Source organism: Endozoicomonas sp. ALB091 (assembly GCF_049310265.1).
In the GTDB taxonomy this organism is placed as follows: domain Bacteria; phylum Pseudomonadota; class Gammaproteobacteria; order Pseudomonadales; family Endozoicomonadaceae; genus Endozoicomonas.
The window spans coordinates 1133145-1155497 of sequence record NZ_JBLYNQ010000007.1; the positions used below are offsets into that span (position 1 = coordinate 1133145).

18 protein-coding genes are annotated in these 22353 nt (G+C 46.8%); 7 read left to right on the plus strand and 11 right to left on the minus strand.

Annotated elements, in window-relative coordinates; translation table 11 throughout:
- Positions 1-149: 149 nt before the first annotated feature.
- Positions 150-473, plus strand: coding sequence for an Hpt domain-containing protein (locus ACO6UX_RS16765; RefSeq protein ID WP_209199942.1), 324 nt, complete (start codon positions 150-152; stop codon positions 471-473).
- Here ACO6UX_RS16765 and ACO6UX_RS16770 read toward each other — a convergent pair.
- Entirely contained in the window at positions 468-1127 is a 660-nt protein-coding gene (locus ACO6UX_RS16770; RefSeq protein WP_422449503.1) for a hypothetical protein, read from the minus strand. The two genes, ACO6UX_RS16765 and ACO6UX_RS16770, sit on opposite strands and share 6 nt — an antisense overlap.
- A gap of 23 nt (positions 1128-1150) precedes the next feature.
- Entirely contained in the window at positions 1151-1846 is a 696-nt protein-coding gene (locus ACO6UX_RS16775; RefSeq protein WP_422449505.1) for an SDR family oxidoreductase, read from the minus strand.
- A 130-nt stretch (positions 1847-1976) separates the two neighbouring features.
- Here ACO6UX_RS16775 and ACO6UX_RS16780 point away from each other — a divergent pair, with 130 nt between their 5' ends.
- Positions 1977-2396 carry a hypothetical protein gene (locus ACO6UX_RS16780; protein WP_422449507.1) on the plus strand — a complete coding sequence of 140 codons (420 nt, stop codon included), beginning with the start codon at positions 1977-1979 and terminating at the stop codon, positions 2394-2396.
- Positions 2393-2701, plus strand: coding sequence for a hypothetical protein (locus ACO6UX_RS16785; protein WP_422449509.1), 309 nt, complete (start codon positions 2393-2395; stop codon positions 2699-2701). The genes ACO6UX_RS16780 and ACO6UX_RS16785 overlap by 4 nt, the downstream gene beginning before the upstream one ends.
- A gap of 61 nt (positions 2702-2762) precedes the next feature.
- Here ACO6UX_RS16785 and frdD read toward each other — a convergent pair whose 3' ends face one another.
- From frdD to sctJ, 8 genes are all read right to left on the minus strand, one after another.
- Complete coding sequence (gene frdD / locus ACO6UX_RS16790) at positions 2763-3116, minus strand: fumarate reductase subunit FrdD (protein WP_422449511.1); 354 nt, start codon at positions 3114-3116, stop codon at positions 2763-2765.
- Positions 3117-3135: 19 nt separating this feature from the next.
- Complete coding sequence (locus tag ACO6UX_RS16795; RefSeq protein WP_101745957.1) at positions 3136-3525, minus strand: fumarate reductase subunit C; 390 nt, start codon at positions 3523-3525, stop codon at positions 3136-3138.
- Positions 3525-4274 (minus strand): succinate dehydrogenase/fumarate reductase iron-sulfur subunit, encoded by a 750-nt coding sequence (locus ACO6UX_RS16800; RefSeq protein WP_422449513.1) that lies wholly within the window; start codon positions 4272-4274, stop codon positions 3525-3527. Before ACO6UX_RS16800 ends, ACO6UX_RS16795 begins: the two co-directional genes overlap by 1 nt.
- Positions 4275-4283: 9 nt before the next feature.
- Positions 4284-6083 carry a fumarate reductase (quinol) flavoprotein subunit gene (gene frdA, locus ACO6UX_RS16805; protein WP_422449515.1) on the minus strand — a complete coding sequence of 600 codons (1800 nt, stop codon included), beginning with the start codon at positions 6081-6083 and terminating at the stop codon, positions 4284-4286.
- 277 nt (positions 6084-6360) lie between these two features.
- Complete coding sequence (locus tag ACO6UX_RS16810; RefSeq protein ID WP_422449517.1) at positions 6361-7557, minus strand: amino acid permease; 1197 nt, start codon at positions 7555-7557, stop codon at positions 6361-6363.
- 181 nt (positions 7558-7738) lie between these two features.
- Complete coding sequence (locus ACO6UX_RS16815; protein WP_209199951.1) at positions 7739-8398, minus strand: HrpE/YscL family type III secretion apparatus protein; 660 nt, start codon at positions 8396-8398, stop codon at positions 7739-7741.
- On the minus strand, positions 8377-9069 hold the full coding sequence (locus ACO6UX_RS16820; protein ID WP_422449519.1) for a SctK family type III secretion system sorting platform protein: 693 nt from the start codon (positions 9067-9069) through the stop codon (positions 8377-8379). The genes ACO6UX_RS16815 and ACO6UX_RS16820 overlap by 22 nt, the downstream gene beginning before the upstream one ends.
- A gap of 97 nt (positions 9070-9166) precedes the next feature.
- Positions 9167-9958: a type III secretion system inner membrane ring lipoprotein SctJ gene (sctJ, locus tag ACO6UX_RS16825; protein WP_101745963.1), complete on the minus strand. Its 792-nt coding sequence runs from the start codon at positions 9956-9958 to the stop codon at positions 9167-9169.
- A gap of 1149 nt (positions 9959-11107) precedes the next feature.
- Here sctJ and ACO6UX_RS16830 point away from each other — a divergent pair.
- The gene (locus ACO6UX_RS16830; protein WP_422449521.1) at positions 11108-12316 is read left to right on the plus strand and encodes a transposase; all 1209 of its coding nucleotides are present in this window, start codon (positions 11108-11110) and stop codon (positions 12314-12316) included.
- Between the two features lie 577 nt (positions 12317-12893).
- Here ACO6UX_RS16830 and ACO6UX_RS16835 read toward each other — a convergent pair.
- A complete protein-coding gene (locus ACO6UX_RS16835) occupies positions 12894-13364 on the minus strand; it encodes a hypothetical protein (protein ID WP_422449523.1) in 471 nt (156 codons plus the stop codon).
- 202 nt (positions 13365-13566) lie between these two features.
- Here ACO6UX_RS16835 and ACO6UX_RS16840 point away from each other — a divergent pair, with 202 nt between their 5' ends.
- The 3 genes from ACO6UX_RS16840 (at position 13567) to ACO6UX_RS16850 (ending at position 22351) form a co-directional block, all read left to right on the plus strand.
- Complete coding sequence (locus tag ACO6UX_RS16840; protein WP_422449525.1) at positions 13567-14619, plus strand: DNA cytosine methyltransferase; 1053 nt, start codon at positions 13567-13569, stop codon at positions 14617-14619.
- Between the two features lie 237 nt (positions 14620-14856).
- Positions 14857-18000 (plus strand): DISARM system SNF2-like helicase DrmD, encoded by a 3144-nt coding sequence (drmD, locus tag ACO6UX_RS16845; RefSeq protein WP_422449527.1) that lies wholly within the window; start codon positions 14857-14859, stop codon positions 17998-18000.
- Between the two features lie 19 nt (positions 18001-18019).
- Positions 18020-22351, plus strand: a complete 4332-nt coding sequence (locus tag ACO6UX_RS16850) for an Eco57I restriction-modification methylase domain-containing protein (RefSeq protein WP_422449528.1) — start codon at positions 18020-18022, stop codon at positions 22349-22351.
- The last annotated feature ends 2 nt before the right edge of the window (positions 22352-22353 follow it).

The following is a 22353-nucleotide window of genomic DNA, read 5'->3' on the forward strand; positions in this document are numbered from 1 at the left end:
TATAGCAAGCAGTGAAAAAGGTGAGAACTTTTCAGGCCTGTTTATCGCAACACCGGTAAAAACATACGTTATGGAACAGGCTGCTGACTAAAGCACTGCCGTTTAATGGCGAAAAACTAATTTATCTTTAATTTGTACAGGAAGTTTTTATGATCAATCTGGAAAATTTACATCAAATCACCGACGGTGATGAAGTCCTGCTGGAAGAGTTGTTATCAACGTTTTTTCAGAGCACCCGGGAAGACATCCTGAATTTGAAAGCAGCGGTCAACAATCAGCAAACGCCCCTTATTGTCAACTTTGCCCACCGGATTAAAGGTGGTGCTGCAATCGTCGGGGCGGAGCAACTGGCAATACTTGCCGGAGACCTTGAGCAGTCAGGGCAACAAGTGGAACCGGAACGTTATGACCCTCTTTTTCTTGAACTGCAGGATACGTTTAACAGCATCGAAGCCCTGTATCCCAAACTATAAAGGCCGCTGACTGGTCAAGCTGAACAGCCGAAAGCCAACCACAACGGCAAACGCCATAAAGGGCGCTTCCAGAACACCACCCATAACCTGTAACCACAGTACATTCTCAGGGCTCATCAATAGATAGCTAATAAGGAATTGTGAGAACAGCAGAGTGAACAGCAATACAGTAAAAGGCAGTAATAACAGGGACCACTGCTGCTTCGTCTGATTAAAGCTTGCCTGAATAGCCTCCACTGGAGGCTCACCCTTAAGGGCAACCCGAAACTCCACAAACATCAATTTGTACAGCAGATAAAATCCCGGTATCAGGTAGAGGCTAAACCCAAGCATGACTAATACAAACACGATCAGGTAACTGGTCGCCAACGGAAAATAGATACCCGCCGACTTTATTAAACTGTCATAAAGGCTTAGCTTCTCGCCCTGATCACGACTCTCAATAAAGAAAATCGCTGCCCCCGTTGCCAGCGGTTCTATCAACACTGATGCAAACAGATCTGCAAACCCACCACTTATCTCGCTATTGCCAGCAAAAGACTGTTGGAGGTAAAAGCCTGCAATTTCAGAGGGGATAGCAGACAATAGAAACAAAACCGTCAGGCTCAAGCCATAACGGGCAAAAAAGTATAGCGATTGAACAATAGATTGCATGCAAATTTCACCGGTTAATCAACTTACCAGGGAATCACTGATCCATCATAATTGATGAACTGGCCACTGTTTTTCAAAGAAAGTTGATCAATAACCTTGCGCACGCCCCTGATGGATGTTTCCGTATCAATCGGAGCATTTACGCCCCCCATATCCGTCTGAACCCAGCCCGGATGCAATACACCAACACTGATACCCTTCCCGGCAAGGTCAATAGCCAGACTTTTAGCCACCGCATTCAATGCGGCTTTGGCAGAGCGATAGATATAACTCCCACCTTTCTGATTGTCCCCCATACTGCCCATTTTGCTGGACATCATGATGATTTTTTTCTCATGACTCTGGGCTACTTTTTCCACCAGTGCCTGCGTAACCATCATCGGGGCCACCGAATTAACTCGCAAAACCTCCATCCATGAATCAACAGTCACCTCATCATAAGACAGACCGAAAGGGCCATAAATTCCGGCATTATTGATCAGGATATCAATGGGCTCTTCAATCACATACTGCAGGTTATGGATCATTCCGGGCTGGGTAATATCCAGGGGAACCAGCTCAAACTGATAACCAGCACTGCGTTTCAGCTCCAGCAGTTTCTGCGACTGTTCCGGAGAGCGGCAACAACCATAAACCTTGGCACCCTGCGCAAGATATTGACGACACAGTTCCAGACCCAGCCCCCGGCTAACGCCGGTCACCACCACTATTTTCTGCATGCAGACTCTCCCGGATAAACTGGCAGCTTCCGGTAGAAATAAAGCTGAAGCCGCCGATAAATTATCTTACTCGTAAACAAGGCAAAAAACTTACAAAACATTCTATGATGGCAAACCGGGGATGGAAAAGATGCCTCCAAAAATAACTGGCGACAACCAGACGTCTTATATACCTGCACAAGAGGCTCCCTCCCCTGCTAATAACAAAGCCAGTCATAGAGGACGGGAGGTCAGTGAAACCAGGGCAACTCCCCAATCGGACAGAACTGCTAACGCAACCAGCAATCTGGCCGTTGGCCAACGTCAGGTTGAGTCTTTATCACCTGATCATCTGGAAATGATCAAAGCACTGACAGAACAAGGCCAATGGGGTGGTGTTCTGCCCGCAATTCTTGCTTGTAAAACCACGGACCAACTGGAAAAAGTTCTGGCCGCAATAAAAACAGTCAGTCCTCTGCCCAAAGAGATTCATCAGCAAATATGCAATCACTTTGCGAGACTCTATGCAAAGGGAACCACTACTTACCTAACCGCAGGACTCACATCATGACACTCGAAAACCTGGGCAGTCTCGATCTTATTCTCCAAAAGTCCGATGAACATGACAGCCCGCTGGGTTCCATGATCAGAATGGCGGTGGACAGCTTTATCCAGACACACTCGCTAACCGCGGCGAATCGTAATCAAATGGTCAATAGCATCACCCAGAAAATTCACGAGCAGATCAATCAAGTGATGTTCGAGCAGGAAGAGTTACTGACAAGAGACCCGACATTAGCGGAAAAAATCGCTCAGGCACGCAATCAACGGCGCATCGAGCAAAATTATCTTCAGGAAAAAAGCCAACGCTCTTAACAAGCTTCCTAGTTTTTTATGCCAAAAAAAGGGGCTTACTCAGCCCCCTCATAAAACCTGATCAGACCAGCAATAAAGCAATGGTTGCCAGGCTGAGAATCAACGTACCACCATAACAGGCCATTTTTACCCCAACCCCCGGGTGGAAACCCAGATCGTGAGCACCGTGGTAAATACGGTGAATACAGGCCCAGTAAGAAGGCACCAAAGCCACCATCAGTGCCAGCTTGCCAATCCAGCTCTCCAGAAAGAACGCAGACATTCGCTCATAAGAGAGCGCTTCTGCCGGAATAATTTCCAGAGGCACGCCCAGACCAACCACAAAAATAATGGCCGGAAAGAAAAAGGCGATAGTGGTACCCCCAGCCCCAAACAGACTCCACAACAGAGGTTCGATATGGCGTTTATTACTCATGTTCCCACTCCTATCCCCGTCAAAGTCCCATGGTGGCCGCAGCCAGAATGATGGCAGAAACCACTGCCAGGCCAACGTACATCAATTTGTTAACCACACTGTCTTTTACCATTTTACGAATCTGCTGTGGCAGAACGCGGGGCGTCATATCGAAATAGGTGACGGCATGGTAAATAGTCAGACCCAGGGTAACCACGGTAAACAGAATCATTAACGGGTTGGCCTGGAAGGCAAGCCAGCTATTCCAGGCGGCTTCACCCTTGACCAGCTGCATCAGACCGACAAACAGGTTGATGGCATAGAGGCCATCAAATACACAGGAGGATTCCCGGATCATGTACTGGCGGTAGAAGGGATGATCCATATACCAGGTGCGCTTCATGGGACGCACATAGGGGCGACGACTCATCACTTGTCTCCTTTACGTGGCATCAGGAAAGAGAGCGCCCAATCCTGAGAACCCTGCAGTTTGTTCTGGTTGATGGCAGCGGCCGGGTCAACATTCTTTGGACAAACCTCAGAACAGTAACCCACAAAGGTACAGGACCAGACACCATTCTTGCCCTGAATCACTTCGGTACGCTGTTCATAGCCATCATCACGGCTGTCCAGGTTATAGCGGTGGCCCAGGGCGATCACCGCAGGACCGGTAAACAGTGGGTTCAAGCCCATCTGTGGACACGCGGAGTAGCAGAGCATGCAGTTAATGCACATGGAGAACTGCTTATAAAGGCCCAGCTGCTGAGGCGTCTGTTTATTCACTCCTTCCTCAATCGGCTTCTCCATCGCATTGATGATGTACGGTTTCACTGACTCCAGTTTCTTGATGAAGTCTTCTGAGTCAATCACCAGATCCTTTTCAATCGGGAAGTTAGCCAGTGGCTCAACCCGAATGGGGTTCGGATAGTAATCCCGCAGAAAGGTTTCGCAGCCGAGCTTTGGTGTACCGTTGATCACCATGCCACAGCTGCCACACACCGCCATACGGCAGGACCAGCGGTAAGCCAGGCTGGAATCCAGTTCATCCTTGATATGCTCAAGGGCATCCAGCATGGACCAGGCTTCCACATAAGGAATAGTGAAAGTGCCAAATGTCGGCTTGTCATCGGTTTCCGGGTTATAACGCAGAATCTCGATGGTTATGGTTTTATCACTCATGGGGCCTCCTTACTTCCCTTCACCGTTTTTCTCAGCCGCCGCGCCATAGACGCGCTCTTCTGGCTGGAAGCGGGTTACATTCACGTCTTCATATTCCAGACGAGGCTTGGCATCACCGTTATAGAAGGTGACGGAGTGTTTCAGGAAGTTGACATCATCACGGGCTTCGAAGCCGTCAATACGCTGGTGCGCACCACGGGACTCTTTACGCTCAACACCACCAATGGCCATACACTCAGCAACCATCAGGGAGCTTTGCAGCTCAAAGGCCTGCAGCAGTTCGGTATTGAAGACCTTGCTCTTGTCTTCCACCTTGACGTTTTTGAAGCGCTCACGCAGTTCGGAGATCTTGTCCAGACCGGCCTGCATCTCTTCACCCACCCGGTAAATACCAAAGCTGTCCTCCATGGTTTTCACCATTTCGTGACGCAGGTGCGATGCTTTCTCAGTACCGTTGGCGTTACGCAGACTTTCGATGGCTGCCAGGTGCGCTTTCGCCTGATCCAGCAATTTGCGTTCATCAGACATCACGTTCTGGCTGGCAAAATCCGCCGCACTTTCACCGGCAACCTTACCGAAGACAACGGTCTCTGCCAGAGAGTTGGAACCGAGACGGTTAGCACCGTGCATACCGACGCTGGCACATTCACCGGCAGCGAACAGACCGGCCAGATCGGTGGCACAGTTGATGTCCGCTCTGACACCACCCATGGTGTAATGAACCGCAGGACGAACCGGAATTGGCTGATGAACCGGATCCACTCCCAGGTAGTTTTTCGCCAGGGAACAGATCAGTGGCAGACGCTCAATCAGCTTCTGTTCGCCAAGGTGGCGCAGGTCGAGGTGTACCGCATCACCCAGTGGCGTTTCAATGGTGCGGCCCTTGCGCTGCTCTTGCCAGAAGGCCTGGGACAGCTTGTCACGCGGGCCCAGTTCCATGTATTTGTTCTTTGGTTGACCAACCGGAGTCTCTGGCCCCAGGCCATAATCCTGCAGGTAACGGTAACCATCCTTGTTCAACAGGATACCGCCTTCACCACGACAACCTTCTGTCATCAATACACCGGAGCCTGGCAGGCCGGTTGGGTGGTACTGAACAAACTCCATATCACGCAGCGGTGCGCCAGCACGCAGGGCCATGGCATGACCGTCACCGGTCACAATGGCACCATTGGTATTGAAACGGAAAATACGACCAGAGCCGCCTGTTGCCAGCACCACTGACTTCGCCAGGAATACTTTTGGTTCGCCGGTTTTCACTTCGATAGCAACAACGCCCTGGGCACGGCCATCTTCCATGATCAGGTCAGTGGCAAAATACTCATCGTATCGTTCAATGGATGGGTACTTGGTGGACGTCTGGAACAATGTGTGCAACATGTGGAAGCCAGATTTGTCGGCAGCAAACCAGGTGCGCTCAATCTTCATACCACCAAAAGCACGAACGTTTACGTCACCGTCGTCCTTTCGGTTCCAGGGGCAGCCCCAGTGCTCCAGGCGGATCATCTCTTCAGTGGCGTGGGACACAAAGTAATCCACTACATCCTGATCGCAGAGCCAGTCACCACCGGCCACCGTGTCAACAAAGTGGTTTTCCAGAGAGTCATGATCCTGAATGACACCGGCTGAACCGCCTTCTGCAGCCACCGTATGACTCCGCATAGGGTAGACTTTGGAAATCAATGCCACTTTAAGCTCAGGATTTTTTTCGGCAACGGCAATCGCAGCCCGAAGACCGGCACCTCCGGCACCGACAATGGCTACATCAGCCTTTATGACCTGCATACGCAAACCTCTACCGCCGTTCACCACCATCTCCGGGAAGGTCCCAAACAGAGACAGCCAGCGAACTGGCCAAAATGAATAATAAGAGAAGGGTTAAAAATCTAGAACTGAAGTTTATATAAACCTGAAATTAAAGCCATTGATATAAAACAAAAATAAATCAACATTTCGGAAAACCCGTAATTTCAAGACGACCCAACAGGATCAACCACTATAAACAACCGCTTAAATTACAAGGCACGCAGATTTATTGTTTAATTAACAAAGGTTCACTTTTAATTATTAACTTACACAAAAAAACCTATAGCCTCGAAATAAATTGAGACACAATGATGATACAGCCAAATACAAAACAGGTTGACATCAAAACCGTTCCCCCGGGTGCCCGAAACGGGTTTTCATAGGCCGGTTGCTTTCTTAGTACATAGACCATTGCCGTAGGCAGAAGGATAGCCAGAATGGCCAGAGCAACCGCCGCATAACCCAGGGCGGCGACAAAACCATCCGGAAACATAATGGCAATAATAACCGGTGGGATAAAGGTCACCAGGGCGGTCTGCAGCCGATGAATGCGGGTATCCGCCCTTTGCAATAAGTTGGCAAGATAATCAAACAGCCCAAGGGCAACGCCCAACACGGATGTCAATAACGCCAGATCAGAAAACAGGTACAGAATAGTGTGTACATTTTTATCACTGCTTAATGCTGAAATTAAATGAGCCGTTGCCCCGGTTGACTGACTGATTTGCAGCAATAAGCCCTCGGGCAATACCCCCATCACCGCCACCAGCCACAAGATATAAACCACCAGCGGGATCAGGGTCGCTAACAAAAAAATAAGGGGAATATGCTGCAGCTGCTTCTTTTGATAAATGATAATGCTGGGAATGCCACCATGATAACCGAACGAAGTAAATATCACCGGCAGTGCCGCCAGAACCGATAGATACTCTACCCTCGCCGTATGTATCATGCTCTCATAACGCACCGAAGGTGCCAGTGACATCAGGGCAAGAATAAAAGTAACGATCATCAGGGTGAAAAAGATACGGTTAACAAGATCCACTGCCCGGGTGCTGTAATAAACAAAGGCTCCGGCAATCAGGGCAAAGAATATCACGCACAGTTGAGCGGAAGCTCCGGGAACCACTGCTTGAGCGTACTGCGCCAGTAACGATCCGCCCCCGGCAAAGTAGGCGGACATCAATGCGTAAAAAAGCCCGAGAGGGGCAATGGCAGAGAGCACCTTCCCCATCCGCCCTAATGTTCTGCTGGCCATGGTATACAAATTACAGCCAGGCTTGATGGCAACATTGGCCTCAAAGGCATAAAGGGCAGAGATAACCGCGAAGAATGCCGTCACTGCAAAAATAATCATAACCGGCATCAACCCGGTACTGGCTGATACCAGCGGCAAAGCAAGCATGCCCGCACCGATGGCCGTTCCTGACAAAATTAACGCACTGCCAATTACGGTGGAACGACTGGATTCAGACATAAGCAAGTACCTTTACTGAATATAAATTTCAGTGATAAAGATAGGGGAATTTAATGGAGATACCTGCCTGATTATGTCCTGCCGGACAAGGTAAGCCTCAAACGGAGGTATATACTGCTTATCTCAGCGGCTTCTTCCAACAACAGCTGCCAGGGTACTCTGACAATCTGCAGAGCACTCGCTATTCAGCCTTGTCAGCCATGTCGGCCTCACGACTGCGCGCAGCTAATGATTGGAGACTGTCAAACCGCTTCTGTAATGCCCGTAACTGAACATCAACACTGGCATCAACAACGCCGATTTCACTCTCCATAATACAATCACCGGATGAGAGCCGGGGATCAGCTACAAGATCAATAAAACCAACACCTTTATACTCCGCCAGAATGGTATTCAGGCGCGCCTGAACAGCACTGTACTGAGCAGATGGCACACGGATGGTGACATGTTTCTCATTTCTGACATGTTGCAGGGCATTTTTAACCAGGCTTATGGCCAACTCTTCCTGATCGAATTCACCGATGATTTTTTTCACCCCGGAAAGCAGGATATTCGCAAGGGTATTTTCAATATCTGAAAGATAATTGATCGTCCTGCTGACCACTTTCAACATGTGATCTGTCTGTTCAGCCTTACTTTCCGCCAAACCTTCCTGATACCCGCGTTTTTTTTCCTGCTCATAGGCCTGGCGGGCTTCCTCAGTAATACCGGCAGCCTGCTCCCGGGCTGCCTTAATAATTTCCTGGGCTTCAAGATAAACAACATAGTCGTCTGCCTTGAGCACTTTGCAGGTTGGATCCAGCTCCAGCTGGACATTATTCAGGATAACAGGTGCCGCCACTGTCGATTCACCTCTTTATGAGTTTTTACCAGTAACTTCACACACTGGGCTTTGTCCAGTCCCCCGGCACCTGGTGAACTCAAGGTCTTCTTCCAGCTGCTGGGCATTTTTAATATCAACCGTTGCCGAAAGGCTCCGGGCAAATCAGAAAACGCTGTGGCAATAACCTGTCGGCCATTGAGTTCCAGAAATGCTTTAAATCGATCCAGGTGTTTCCAGTCAATGAGTACACCGGGACCATTTTTTTCTGAAGCACGGCTGATAAACTGCGCTTTTTTCACGGTAAAGCGGTAGGCCTCTTCGCCCAGGCATTTCTCCAGCGCCTTACGCTCATCACGACGAATCACTGACCGGACAGTGGCTTCGTTGAGAATCAGCCCGATGTACAAAGCCAACTGTTCAATTTCTTCGGCACTGGCAAATACTATCCTTTTATCCGGGCGATCAAAGTCATAATCAAACTGCTTGGCGATGCCAAACTTGCTCAGCAGGTAGTTTGACAGACTAAATTGTGCAGGCACACTGGTCTGAAGCGATTTCAGTAACTTGAAATGTTTATCCGATTTAAGCCAGCTAGCATGCACATAACGAACAGGAAAGAAGTTAAACTCAACCATATGATTGAACAGGCTTGTTCCATTATGTTCCTGAAAAACATTGTTACTGTTCATTGGTCATTTCACTCCAACCCCATACACTCCAATGAGTCACCATTTAACGGCACATGCACTGTCCCACAAATAATTGTGGTCTTGAGCAAATCATCCGCTATTTGCGATCACCCTTTTTTTTCTTCGACTTTTTCTTCTGTTCCATCATCCAGAAGAAATAGCCACCGGCTCCCAGGGCCAATAACAGCAAGAGAATCAAAGCATAGACAACAATGCGAATAACCCCTGCAGAACCGGGAGTAACATCGACAAACAGCACAGTCTCTGTTGATGGGCTGTCAAAATTGCCAGAGTTCAGGCGGGTTGCCGGGAACAGGGAAACAGCGATCTTCTCCAGGGAAAGCCCCTCAATACTGTTTGCCACCAGAGTTTTTACTTTCGGCACCAGACCCGCCAGTTCCAGCTCAGGGGTATACTTGATAAACACTGAAGCTGATGAGGGGTAGTTGACATCCGTCAGGCTATCCTGCTCCTGGGGCAATACCACATGAACACGAGCAGTCACGACACCATCAATCATCGACAGTGTGGACGAAAGCTCCTGTGACATGGAATAGGTATAACGGGCCCGCTCTTCTGTCGGGGAAGAAATCAAACCATCTTTAGGAAAAATATCACCGATCGACGAGTATTTTTCTTTCGGAAAACCAAGACTGCTCAAAATCTTGATAGATCTTGCAACATTACCGCTTTCCACCATGATGGTGACAATTTTGTCTTTATCCACCAGCTTCTCAGTGGGAATGTCATTATCAAGAAGGATGGCAAGCATTTCATTACCTTCTTTTTCATCAAGCCCTGAATAAAGCTCGACCTTACACCCCAGCAATAAAACACCGATGAGACACAGTAATGTAACCTTAAAGCTCTGGACAAACCCCTGTTTCATGACGAGCCAACCTTATGCACGTTAAAATATAATTACTCATACATTTAACGGCCAGTTGCGAAGAAAAATTATGATTTACCGAGTATAGTTTTAAAAGAGAGGGGCAATGACGATAGCTGAAGAAAAATCACCTTATTTTCCTTCAGCTTACAGAAAAGAAAAAATTACTGGTTACGTATCAGTGTGCCAGCATATTGAACCTTTCAAAGCCATACGAATAATCCAATAAAATCAGCTGACTAGATAGCCTGATAGACAACCATCTACTCTTTGTCTAAAAATGGTACACAATTCACGGTACACAAATCAGCAATAACTTCACTCTCTATATTATTATCGGCATAACTTCTGAAAACCCCTTTCGCCCTCGTAATAATATGGTTTTTTTTCCTGAGTGCCCCCTAACCTATTGCGGATAACCAAGCTTGGCTTCAACTTTCTACCTCTACCCTGAATTCGAGGCCCCTTACGGAGGCCAGTCGGCCAGATCACCAAGTCTCTTGTTTTTGATACAGCAAAACTCACCCAACTTCGTTCCCCATCAACAAAGGATCATAGACCAGCCTGGTATACCAACGGATTTGCTCTCAGCTCTGACTGCGGTTGTTATTTGCCCCACTTTGCCGCTTGGGTAATAGACGCCGCTTTACATTATCACGGTGGGACCGGCTTTATCTTCCCCCATTTTGACTATTCTGCTTCAGCTGGTCACAACCTCTCCGGATGCCAGAGGCAATCACTGCTTTATCTCCACCAGCGGTAAAAGTCCTGTCATCACTCCCGGGAGATAGGGATCAGCTCACTGCCAAATGCCATCGCCACATCTGAGGATAAAGCACGCCGCAGGCGGGTAAAACCATCCGTTCCAATATGAAACAGCAATTCCCGATAAATCCTGAAGCACTACACCCACGGGAGATACAGAAGAGGTAAAAAAATCATGCCCGCACAATTCTTCGCCTAAAATTGCATGTTACTTAATCATTGTCGTCGAGTCAGTCATGGGCACTGCTGTTCAGAAAAATGTCAGGCAATTCAGTTCTTCTTAACTTGATAAAAAAGGTATCAGAATGCTTCGACAGCATTCCAGATCATCGTCCAAATAAATGCGTGATACCCTTTCCTAACTTTCTGAAATCTGCTTTTGCGATGATGCATCAAAAGTTCGATTCACTATTAGGATTTGATGAAGAGCGGCTTGATGAAATCTGCTGTCATAATCTTGAAAAGCTCTATCACGTAAAAGATGGCAAAGTTCCCTCCGATACCAGAATGAGAGAGGTTGTTGACCCGGTTAATCCACTCGGGTTGAAGACGCCGTTTAAAGAATTTTTTTCTGTCGTTCAGCGCAATGGTGCTCTGCAAGCTTATGCATTCGAATGTGGCAAGTTGAAAGATCTTTATCTGCTTCCTATTGATGGTACGGGTCTCTTTTATTCGGGAACCTGCCGCTGTGATGACTGCTGCATTAAAAACGAGGGCAAAAAAAGTGAAACCTTTTACCACAATATTATGGGTGGCTGTATTGTCCACCCATCCAGAAAAACCGTCATTCCTTTAGCACCGGAAGCAATTTTCCGACAGGATGGTTCCACAAAAAATAATTGTGAAAAAGCAGCAATAAGACGTTTTCTGGCGCAGGCAAAACATGACCATCCACGCCTGAAACTGGTGATTCTTCTGGATGGTCTATATGCGGACAACCCTACCATTGCTCTGATCAGAGAGTATGGCTGGCACTATATCATCGTGGCCAAAGATGGTAACCATGTGTCGCTTATTGAGGCCATGAATGCCCTTTATGACGAAGGCCAGGTTCATCATCACAAAATCGTTGATGAGAAAAATAATACGACTCATAAATTCCGCTACGCCAATAACGTCCCCCTCAATCTTCAGGATGAAACAGAGCGGGTTAATGTTCTGGATTACATTGAAATCGACAAAAAAGGGATCCAGCATGTCTGGTGCTGGGTAACTGATCTTGAATTAACCGATGATACCGTTGAATCCGTGATGCGAGGAGGTCGTTGTAGATGGCGCATTGAAAATGAAACGTTTAATACCCTGAAAAATCAAGGCTATCAACTTGAACACAATTACGGTCATGGCGAAAAACATCTGGCTACGAATTTTGCCTACCTTACTTTTCTCGCATTCCTGGTTGATCAGATTCAGGAATTTTCTTGTCCAAAATTTCAGCAGGCTTTAAATAAACCAAAGAAGCCTACACGAAAGCGATTATGGAGGAAAATCACCAGCTTCTTTCTCACGTTAATGATTGATAGCTGGGACAGTTTGTTTAAAGCCATTGCCCATGGTGCTAAAGCACAAAAGATAGCTTTTGACACATCATGATTTGGCAAGATAGCCAGAATTTTTCAGGGTGATGATAGTTATTTTTCTTAGCACCGAAAGCTGATGGCTCTCCTGTATTTTCAGAAATTATGAATATGTCAGTTTCTGCTTATGGCAGCTGACGTGCATTCATCGGGAGTAGCTGAGCACCAGAAGATCGTGAGATTGAAGGGGAATTGCGTTATACCATGATGGAGATGACAACTGCGTCAGAAGACGATTATCAAGAGTTTGTTGATGTTGTTTTTGAGACTGACTCCGTATAAGACTTTGAAGAGTTTATTTTTGACAAGCGCCGGATGGAAAAATATATAGAAGCTGATTTTTGATGGCGCTTTCGTAGATTGCTGATTACAGTTCCAGAACGTAATCAGCGCATCCAAGAGTATAGAGTTATAGGATACCGAATGCTGGCATATTGATAACGACTGACACAGTAAGTTACTCACTTTCTGGGTGTGATCTCTACTTCAGATATACAAGCCTGTCAAATATCACATTAGTGTTCCCACTCAAGAACTCCAAACCAGACATTACAGCAGATAGTGTATCCTACAAAATTCCCAGTTTCAGATAGTTACCTATGGGCAGCTTTCTGTCTTAAAAGCCACTCTCTATCCTCTTGGCTGATAATAGGCCTTATATTTCCAAATTCATCTTCATAAAGTATTGTGGTTACACACAGGGGATTGGTCGGTACTTTTTGCTTAGCAGGAGTACATCCAAGCGCATGAAATGTATTTATATCAGGTAAGTCGACTTCAATGTTTTTGAATATGTCTTCAAAAAGCTGTGCATTCGGATCAGCAACGATATTGAGGTTAGCTACTTTACGTTGAACCGTGCCGTCAGAGTATTTCACAGAAAACCTGTCTGGTAGCTCATAACGTTTTGCGGTGATGTAATCATTCACAGACAGCTTTTGAAGAATGATTAACTTTTCTTCGTCTGTTCCACCAAGATAGTATGCTTTGCCGGAAAGAGCGTATACAAAACCTGAGTTTGCATCATATATGGCCCATAAATTGAGAACGAGTTCGGCTTGCATCTGGTTGTTGATATCCTTCAGTTTTTAGAGGTCAAAAAAGCAATAATTCTAAATTGATCGGTAGAGAATGGCGGATCATGAGGACATGAACCCTGTTCTGTCAATACCTTGCCGGAGCGCTATGAAATTTCGTATTTCCCAGTCTCGATGTTGACTTTATCTCAGGGTATAATGCCCAATTTATGAACTCATGGATGCGCGGATGGTGCACGAAATAGATGCAATAGACCTTTTCTGCGGGGTTGGCGGCTTAACCAGGGGGCTACTTGATGCAGGTGTTAATGTTCGTGGAGGAGTGGACTGTGATCCTGCCTGCCACTATCCCTATGAGAAAAACAATAAAACCCAGTTTATAGGGGCAAAAATTGAGGACTTGCACGCCGACGAATTACGCTCATTGTATCGAAATAACAAAATTCGTCTATTGGCGGGTTGTGCCCCCTGCCAGCCATTTTCAAAATACAGCCAGGGCAAGGATTCCTCCAAAGATGGAAAATGGGGATTGCTTTATCATTTTTCTGAACTGGTTGAAGCACTCAAGCCAGAGTTGATAACAATGGAAAACGTCCCTGAAGTCGTCAAACACAGTGTCTTTGATGACTTTGTGAGTGCACTTAAAAAGCTTGGTTACTTTATTGACTTCAGGGTGCTGGATTGCAGGCATTATGGCCTGGCGCAGTCACGCCTGCGTTTAGTGCTGGTGGCATCCAAGCTGGGTGAGATTAAAGTTCCAGAACCTACACATAGTGAATCCTCCTTTGTAACAGTCAAAGATACAATAGGTGGTCTGCCTCCGCTTAAGGCTGGAGAACAGCACCCGCATGATCGTCTTCATATTTGCTCTCGTTTATCAGACCTTAACCTGAAAAGAATTCGTCAATCGAAGCCTGGTGGATCTTGGAGAGATTGGGATCCTGAGCTTGTTGCAACCTGTCACCAGAGCGAAAAAGGTAAAACGTACTCAAGCGTGTACGGTCGTATGAGTTGGGAGGAGCCTGCTCCTACTATGACAACTCAGTGCTTTGGATTTGGGAATGGTAGATTTGGGCACCCAGCACAAGACAGAGCAATATCCTTACGTGAGGCAGCGATATTTCAAAGTTTTCCTCCTGACTATGAGTTTGTACACCCTGATAGCCCCGTTTATATTAAGGTCGTTGGACGACTTATCGGTAATGCTGTCCCCGTCAAGCTTGGGCAAGCTATAGGTAAAACACTTATTGAGCATGTTCGCCATATCAACAATCAGATTTAGTAAACGACCTTCGCAGTTTTGTTAAACTCAATACTCAACATTGTTCGTGACCGCAAAAAAATGGCAGAATAAGTTCTATATAGACGACAGATGAATATTTTTTAGTATTTTACCTTGTGGGAAAAGTGCTGTTGGATTTTTAAGAGCGCAGTATGACCAAGAGCTAACTCTGCCTATTTCCCGCATTTATCTCTTTTATCTGATCTTCCTTCGTTCAGCCAATTCCTTGGAAAACCCATGACAGATCAAACCGATATCTATGCCACGCCTGAGCCTGGTCAGCTTGTAGAAGTCCGTAGACGACAATGGATTGTGGCAGATGTCAATGCATCGGAAGCTCATGACTTCCCCGGAGATAAGCAGCATATGGTTTCTCTGAGTTCTATTGAGGAGGATGCAGTTGGCGAGGAGCTAGAGGTCATTTGGGAGATTGAGCCAGGGGCTCACATTATTGAAAGGGCCGGCTTACCAGAAATCACCGGCTTTGACGATTCTGCAAAATTGGAAGCTTTCCTGGATGCGGTTCGTTGGGGGGCAGCAACCAATGCCGACCGTCATTTTCTTCAGGCACCTTTCAGAAGCGGAGTCAGTATTGAGGATTTTCAACTTGATCCATTAGTCAGGGCCATTGAAATGGCGCGAGCCAACCTGCTGATAGCTGACGATGTAGGATTGGGTAAAACCATTGAAGCGGGCCTGGTTATTCAGGAACTGTTGCTGCGACATCGAGCACGAACGGTTCTGGTGGTTTGTCCTGCCTCTCTCCAGGAAAAGTGGCGAGTGGAAATGCAGGAAAAGTTCGGTTTGGAATTTAAAATTGTCGACAGTAACTATGTCAGAGACATCCGCCGGAAGCTTGGAATTCATGCTAACCCATGGACGTCTTTCCCCAGACTGATAACCTCCATGCATTGGGCCAAGTCAGGAGAAGGCCTGAGAACAATGAAAGATATTCTGCCTCCTCATGCAGAATACCCTAGGAAATTCGACATTCTTGTAGTTGATGAGGCTCACCACATAGCGCCTGCAAGCTCAACTCATTACGCAATGGAGAGTCAAAGAACTCGTTACATCCGATCCATTGCACCTCACTTTCAGCACCGGCTTTTTCTCAGTGCAACTCCGCACAATGGCTATACAGAATCCTTCACCTCTCTTTTAGAGCTACTGGATAATCAAAGGTTCGCCCGCACCATTGAACCGGATGAAGAGCAGTTAGCTCAGGTTATGGTCCGGCGGTTAAAAACAGACATCGTAGATGCTGATGGAAACAGGGTTTACCCCGTCAGAAAGCTGCATACACTCGAAGTAGCCTATTCCAGTAGTGAAAGGGACATTCACGCCACGCTTAAGGCGTATTGCGATAGCCGTGCGAAAGCTGCCAGAGAAAATGGCTCAATCAGTGGAACTGAGTTTATTCATAAACTGCTGAAAAAGCGCCTGTTCTCCTCCCCTGCTGCCTTTGCTTCCACTCTGGAAAAGCACATACAGACCATTGAAGGTAAAACCGATCGCACCGAGCGAAATACACTGGATGAGCGTATCTTGAAAAAACGAATCCAGAAAGCACAGGAGGATTTTGCTGACGATGAAGAATATGAAGCTGCCCAGGAAGAAGTTGTAGAAGAGGTTGGTAAACGAGCCTTACCACTGACAGCTGAACAGAAGCTTTTGGTGTCTGAAATGCGTCATTGGGCGCAAGATATGCGCAACCGGGTGGACGCCAAAGCTAATGCTATTCTGGATTGGGTTGATTCTCATCTAAAAACAGATGGTGAGTGGAATAATGAACGAGTCATTCTTTTCACAGAATATCGCACGACCCATCAATGGCTGCACCAGCTGCTCAGTAGCCGTGATCTTGGTGGTGATCGGTTAAATATCATCCATGGCAGCATGGATCATGATGAGAGAGAGAAAATCAAAGCAGCTTTTCAGGCTGATCCTGATGTATCCCCTGTAAGAATCCTCCTGGCAACGGATGCTGCATCGGAAGGTATCGACTTACAAAACCACTGTCGCTATCTGGTCCATGTTGAGATCCCCTGGAACCCCAATGTTATGGAGCAACGCAATGGCCGGATAGATCGACATGGCCAGCGTCATTCTGAAGTTCATATCTGGCATCCGGTAGATAGCCAGTTCGATAAAGATAATGTGAACCGTAACATCAACGTCAACAAACTAGAGGGGCAGTCTGAGTTTCTGATGCGAGCAGTCAGAAAGATTGATGCAATGCGGCAGATGTTAGGCAGTGTGGGGCCGGTGATTGAGCAGCAAATTGAAGAGGCTATGCTCGGCAAGCGGCAGGATCTGGATACCCGGGTGGTAGAAAAAAAGGCTGAGCAGAGTCAAAAGCTGATCAAGTCGGAGCGTCAGCTTAAAGAAAAGATTGCCAACCTGCATGCAAAAATCGTGGAAACTCAGAACGAATTCCATATGAAACCGGAGCGCATCGCAGAAACCGTGAAGACGGCCTTAGCACTGGCGGATAAATCAGCTTTAACTCCTGCCACTCTACCAAATACACCTGAAGGCAGTGTCTATAAAATGCCTCAGCTATCAGGGTCATGGGCCAAATGCTGGGAGGGGCTTCGTCACCCTCATACGGGATCTATTCGCCCCATTACATTTGATCACGCCGTAGCCAAAGGTCGGGATGATGTTGTGCTGGTTCACTTGAATCATCGGCTGGTACAAATGTCATTGCGTTTGCTCCGGGCTGAGGTATGGGCGCATGAGGATGTTAAAAAGCTGCACCGAGTAGCTGTTCGCTCAATCCCGGATGATCAGTTAAATTCGCCAGCCGTTATGGTGGTATCCAGACTTGTCGTGACTGGAGGTAACCATCACAGATTACATGAGGAACTCACCTTCTCAGGTGGTTATATCAAAGATGGGCGATTCGCAAGAGAACGTGGTGTGGGTGTTATTGATACCTGGAACACAAATGCCAGGCCCGCTCCAGTTCTGGATTCAGTCCTGTCTGCCCTGAAAGAGCGCTTTAAAAAGAATGAAGGCTCTATCATTCAAGCTTATGAAGCTCGATCCCGTGAGCGCTTGAAGGGGTTAGAGGGTACTATCACAAATCTGAAGAAAAGAGAAATAAAAAATATTACGGCAGTGCTGGATGAGCTGGAACGCGCCATTAAAGCTGAGCTGAAAAAAGATGACGATCCTGAGCAGTTTTCGTTGTTCTCTGAAGATGAGAAAACGCAGCTACGGAAAGATAATGCCGCGCTAGAAGCCCGTTTGGCCAAAATTCCTGAAGAAAAGGCTCTGGAAGTCGCTGCCATAGAGCAACGATTTGCTGACCTTACCCACAGAACATTTCCTGTCGCCATTATTTTTATGGTGCCAGAATCCATGCTTTCGAGATAAACAGTAGCGAGATAAAACCATGAGTGACTTCAATCAACATGCCGAGTGGCTCTCTCTGCTGGATATCTCCGGGCCGTTTCTGGCAGTACCCGTTTTAAAGAAAGCCTTTCCCCAGGACCTTGATAAGCTTGAGCCAGCCAAGAAGAAAAAGCTCAATCAAGCCTATGAGGAATGGCTCGAAGCCCAGGAAAATGACGATGTTGATCTCGCAAAGATTCACCAGGAATGGATCAACCTGGTTCTGGGAGACATTCTTGAATGGTTCGACGAAGACGAAAATTCACTGGTAGCTGGCGATAACCTGCCAACCGAGCTTAGGCATATCTTACCGGAATATGGCATCACACTAAGGCCGGATTTTGGCTTAGTTGATGACCAAACCAATCAGTGCATGCTGCTGGTTCAAACTTATGCTCCGGGTTATGACCTGCAAGCACCTTCTAAAGGTGATGGTTGGACGGCATCTGCCACTGAAAGAATGGTTCAGCTATGTCGTGCAACAGGTGTCCGCCTTGCTTTAGTAACCAATGGTGAGCAATGGATGCTGATAGATGCTCCAGTGGGTGCGGTCACCACATTTGCCAGCTGGTATGGCCGAATCTGGCAACAGGAACCGGTGACTCTTCGGGCATTTATTTCATTGCTTGGCATAAGGCGCTTCTTTGTTGATGATTCAGAAAAGTTGCCTGCACTACTGGATGAGTCCCTCAAGCATCAGGATGAAGTCACTGACGCCTTGGGTGAGCAGGTCCGTCGGGCAGTAGAGGTGCTGGTTCAGTCGCTGGATCGGGCCGATCAGGACAGAAACCGTGAATTACTGAGAGATGTTCAACCCGCTGAACTTTATGAAGCAGGGTTGACCGTTATGATGCGGCTAGTCTTTTTGTTGTGTGCTGAAGAACGTGAGTTGCTTCTGCTGGGGGATGAGCGATTTGAAGCGCACTACGCAGTATCCACTTTGCGAATGCAGCTAAGAGAAGTCTCCGATGAGGTACTTGAGCGACGCTTGGATGGCTGGTCTCGATTACTGGCTATTTTCAGGGCGGTTTATGGTGGTGTTGAGCATGAAGGTATGCGAATGCCTGCATTAGGTGGCTCATTATTTGACCCTGATCGTTTTCCTTTTCTGGAAGGAAGGGCAAAAGGCTCCTATTGGAAAACCGATCCTGCAAAGCCATTACCTATTGATAACCGAACCGTTCTGCTGTTGCTGGACTCCATACAGCTGTTTCAGGGGCGATCACTGTCATACCGGGCATTGGATGTTGAACAGATCGGTTATGTTTATGAAGGTCTTCTTGAAAGAACAGTAAAAAAAGCGACTGATGTTACCCTTGAACTGGATGCAACCAGAAGTGCTAAAAAACCTTGGATAACGTTGGGAGAGTTAGAGTCAGCACGTCTAGATGGGCAAAAAAGATTTGAAACTCTATTGCAGGAGCGAACAGGCAGCTCTGCCAGCCGTGTTCGTAATGATCTGGCTAAAACTGTTGATGAAACCTCTTCAGACAAGCTGCTGACTGCCTGTAATGGCGATGAGCAGTTAAGAGACAGACTGCTTACTGTTTTTCATTTGCTTCAAACAGACCGCTGGGGATATCCGCTGGTCTACCCCAAAGGTGCCTATATGGTAGCCATGGGGGCTGACCGCAGAGAAACCGGTTCCCACTATACGCCGAAGTCTTTGACAGAAGCCATTGTCAAAGAAACACTGGAGCCTGTGGCTTATATTGGGCCAGCCGAGGGTAAAGAGCGGCAAGACTGGGTGCTTAAACCCGCTGCAGAACTGCTGGATCTAAAAATTTGTGACCTTGCCATGGGCTCTGGTGCTTTTCTGGTACAAGTCTGCCGTTGGTTATCCGAGCGTTTGGTTGAAGCCTGGGACCTGGCTGAGAAATCAGGTAGAGCTATTTCTTCTGAAGGTGAAGTATTGGATACACTGGGCAAAAAAGAGCCACTTTCAGCACAAGCAGAGGAAAGGCTGCTAACTGCCCGCAGGCTAATTGCTGAACGCTGCCTTTACGGTGTCGATATGAACCCGCTGGCAGTTGAACTGGCAAAGCTCTCCATCTGGCTAATTACGCTGGCTAAGGGTCGTCCATTTGGTTTTCTGGATCACAACCTGCGACATGGCGATAGCTTGCTGGGCATACAGAATCTGGATCAATTGCTCCACCTCAATATGGACACGGCTAATGGTCAACGGCAGTTGTTTGCTCAGAAGATTGAGCAGGCTGTTCATGAAGCGATTGAATTGAGGAAAACCCTACGCTTACGGCCCATTCGAGACATCAAAGATGTTGAGGTGATGGCGCATCTGGATGCTCAGGCCAAAGAAAAATTAAGGCTGCCAGAGCTGGTCGCGGATGCCTTAATCGGTGAAACACTGAAACATGGCGGAAAAACCCCGGACACTACGATTCTCTCAATTTATGCGGGTGAAGTGCTTAATGGTGATAAGCAGCAATTAAAACAGCTCGAAAAGATGGCAGAGCGTGGTTTGGCTACCGACCTACCATCTGGAAAGCCTCAGCGTAAGCCATTCCACTGGCATTTGGAGTTTCCTGAGGTATTTGTAGGTCGCCATGGTTTTGATGCCATTATTGGCAATCCTCCTTTTGTAGGTGGACAAAAGATTTCCGGTTCTATGGGCAGCAACTATAGAAATTTTATCGTGAACGCTATTGCTCATGGGGTCACAGGTAGTGCAGATATGTCTGCCTATTTCTTTCTAAAATCGTATGCGTCTCTTAATACTAAAGGTTGTTTAGGGCTTATAGCTGTAAATACAATTGCTGAGGGAGATACTAGGCAAGTCGGCCTGGATATGCTGGTACAAGATGGAGCTTCTATTTACTCAGCGCATCCGAATCAGCCTTGGCCAGGAAAGGCTGCAGTGATAACAAGCCGTGTACATATATCTAAGCGCAATTGGCTAGGCGCGCGCTCACTATTAGGTGCCATATGTCAGCATATTTCTTCTTACCTGACTGCTGAGAGTGATTGGAGTCCTGCTCAGCTTAACTCAAATAAAGAACTCTCATACATAGGTTCATACGTGTTAGGGCTTGGTTTCACTATGGATGAAGTGACCGCAAGAGAGCAAATAAGTAAAAATATGGACAATGAGAGGATAATTTTTCCTTACTTAACAGGTAAAGATTTGAATGAACATGTTAATCAGGAAGCTGGTCGATGGATAATTAATTTTTGGGACTGGCCTATAGAAAAAGCTAAGGGCTACTCATGGGCTTATGATAGATTGGTTGCACATGTAAAAGAAGAGCGGCAGGCAAAAAAAGACAAGACGGCCAGAGACAAGTGGTGGCTTTTTCTTAGACCACGTGGTGAACTTTACCACAAGATTGGCCGAGGTGATTCTTTTATTAAACACCCAAAGGGCTGGTTTCCAAGCCCTCGTAACGAGAATGTTATTTGTAATGCTCGGGTTGGTAAGTACTTTTCACCCTCTCTCGTACCAAATCTATACGTTTTTAATGAAAAAATAGTTGTTTTTTCTTTTTCAGAATATGGTTGGCTTGGTTTCTTGAACTCCACGTTGATCAATGAATGGATTTGGAAGCATTCATCAAGATTGAAGATGGATCTCAATTTTTCTCCAAGCGATGCCTTTGAAACCTTGCCACTTCCTGACAGAGATCAGATAGTATCTTCCCTTAATGTTCTAGGAGAGAGGCTGCACCAGCAAAGGCAGGCTTCAATGGAGCTTAGAGGTATTGGTTTAACCAAATTTAATAATCTAGTTCACTCTGGAAATTGTAATGATCAGGACATTTCTGACTTTAGACGCACATTAGTATGCATAGATCAGAAGGTTCTTGATCTTTATGGATGGACTGATATTGACCTTAAGCATGGATTCCATGAGAGACATTACTTACCAGCAGGCGATAATATTCGATTTGCTATATGTGAATGGAGCCGAACCAGTATTCTTGCCCGCATGGCTCAGTTGAATAAAGAAATGTATGAACAGGGCTCACTAGCCAACACAGTTCCAGCCAAAGGTAAAAAGATCTCAGCTAAAAAAACGGTCAAACCCAAAGTAGCCAAAAAATCCGAGGAAGCTGCACCACAGATGGGGTTGTTTCAACCGGATCCAGAGCCACCCAAAAAGGCTGCGGGAAACCAGTGGGGCTCCACAGCTATTCACCAGATCTGTGCCTGGTTAGAAAACAACGAAGGAAAGGCGTACTCCAGAGATGTCATCCTCAACAGCTGCGGTGCTGATCCAAAAGAGTGGGACTCGGCTATCAAAGAGTTGCTGGCTGATGGTGATGTTGAGCAGTTGGGTTCAGGTGATAAGCTACGTTATCGAGCCAAATTGTAAGG

Coding starts and splice junctions, on each gene's coding strand:
- ACO6UX_RS16835 (WP_422449523.1), bottom strand. CDS start 13,364: ATGCAAGCCGAACTCGTTCTCAATTTATGGGCCATATATGATGCAAAC.
- ACO6UX_RS16765 (WP_209199942.1), top strand. CDS start 150: ATGATCAATCTGGAAAATTTACATCAAATCACCGACGGTGATGAAGTC.
- ACO6UX_RS16795 (WP_101745957.1), bottom strand. CDS start 3,525: ATGAGTCGTCGCCCCTATGTGCGTCCCATGAAGCGCACCTGGTATATG.
- frdD (WP_422449511.1), bottom strand. CDS start 3,116: ATGAGTAATAAACGCCATATCGAACCTCTGTTGTGGAGTCTGTTTGGG.
- ACO6UX_RS16785 (WP_422449509.1), top strand. CDS start 2,393: ATGACACTCGAAAACCTGGGCAGTCTCGATCTTATTCTCCAAAAGTCC.
- ACO6UX_RS16800 (WP_422449513.1), bottom strand. CDS start 4,274: ATGAGTGATAAAACCATAACCATCGAGATTCTGCGTTATAACCCGGAA.
- ACO6UX_RS16810 (WP_422449517.1), bottom strand. CDS start 7,557: ATGTCTGAATCCAGTCGTTCCACCGTAATTGGCAGTGCGTTAATTTTG.
- ACO6UX_RS16830 (WP_422449521.1), top strand. CDS start 11,108: ATGATGCATCAAAAGTTCGATTCACTATTAGGATTTGATGAAGAGCGG.
- ACO6UX_RS16770 (WP_422449503.1), bottom strand. CDS start 1,127: ATGCAATCTATTGTTCAATCGCTATACTTTTTTGCCCGTTATGGCTTG.
- drmD (WP_422449527.1), top strand. CDS start 14,857: ATGACAGATCAAACCGATATCTATGCCACGCCTGAGCCTGGTCAGCTT.
- ACO6UX_RS16820 (WP_422449519.1), bottom strand. CDS start 9,069: ATGAACAGTAACAATGTTTTTCAGGAACATAATGGAACAAGCCTGTTC.
- ACO6UX_RS16775 (WP_422449505.1), bottom strand. CDS start 1,846: ATGCAGAAAATAGTGGTGGTGACCGGCGTTAGCCGGGGGCTGGGTCTG.
- ACO6UX_RS16780 (WP_422449507.1), top strand. CDS start 1,977: ATGCCTCCAAAAATAACTGGCGACAACCAGACGTCTTATATACCTGCA.
- ACO6UX_RS16840 (WP_422449525.1), top strand. CDS start 13,567: ATGGTGCACGAAATAGATGCAATAGACCTTTTCTGCGGGGTTGGCGGC.
- ACO6UX_RS16850 (WP_422449528.1), top strand. CDS start 18,020: ATGAGTGACTTCAATCAACATGCCGAGTGGCTCTCTCTGCTGGATATC.
- sctJ (WP_101745963.1), bottom strand. CDS start 9,958: ATGAAACAGGGGTTTGTCCAGAGCTTTAAGGTTACATTACTGTGTCTC.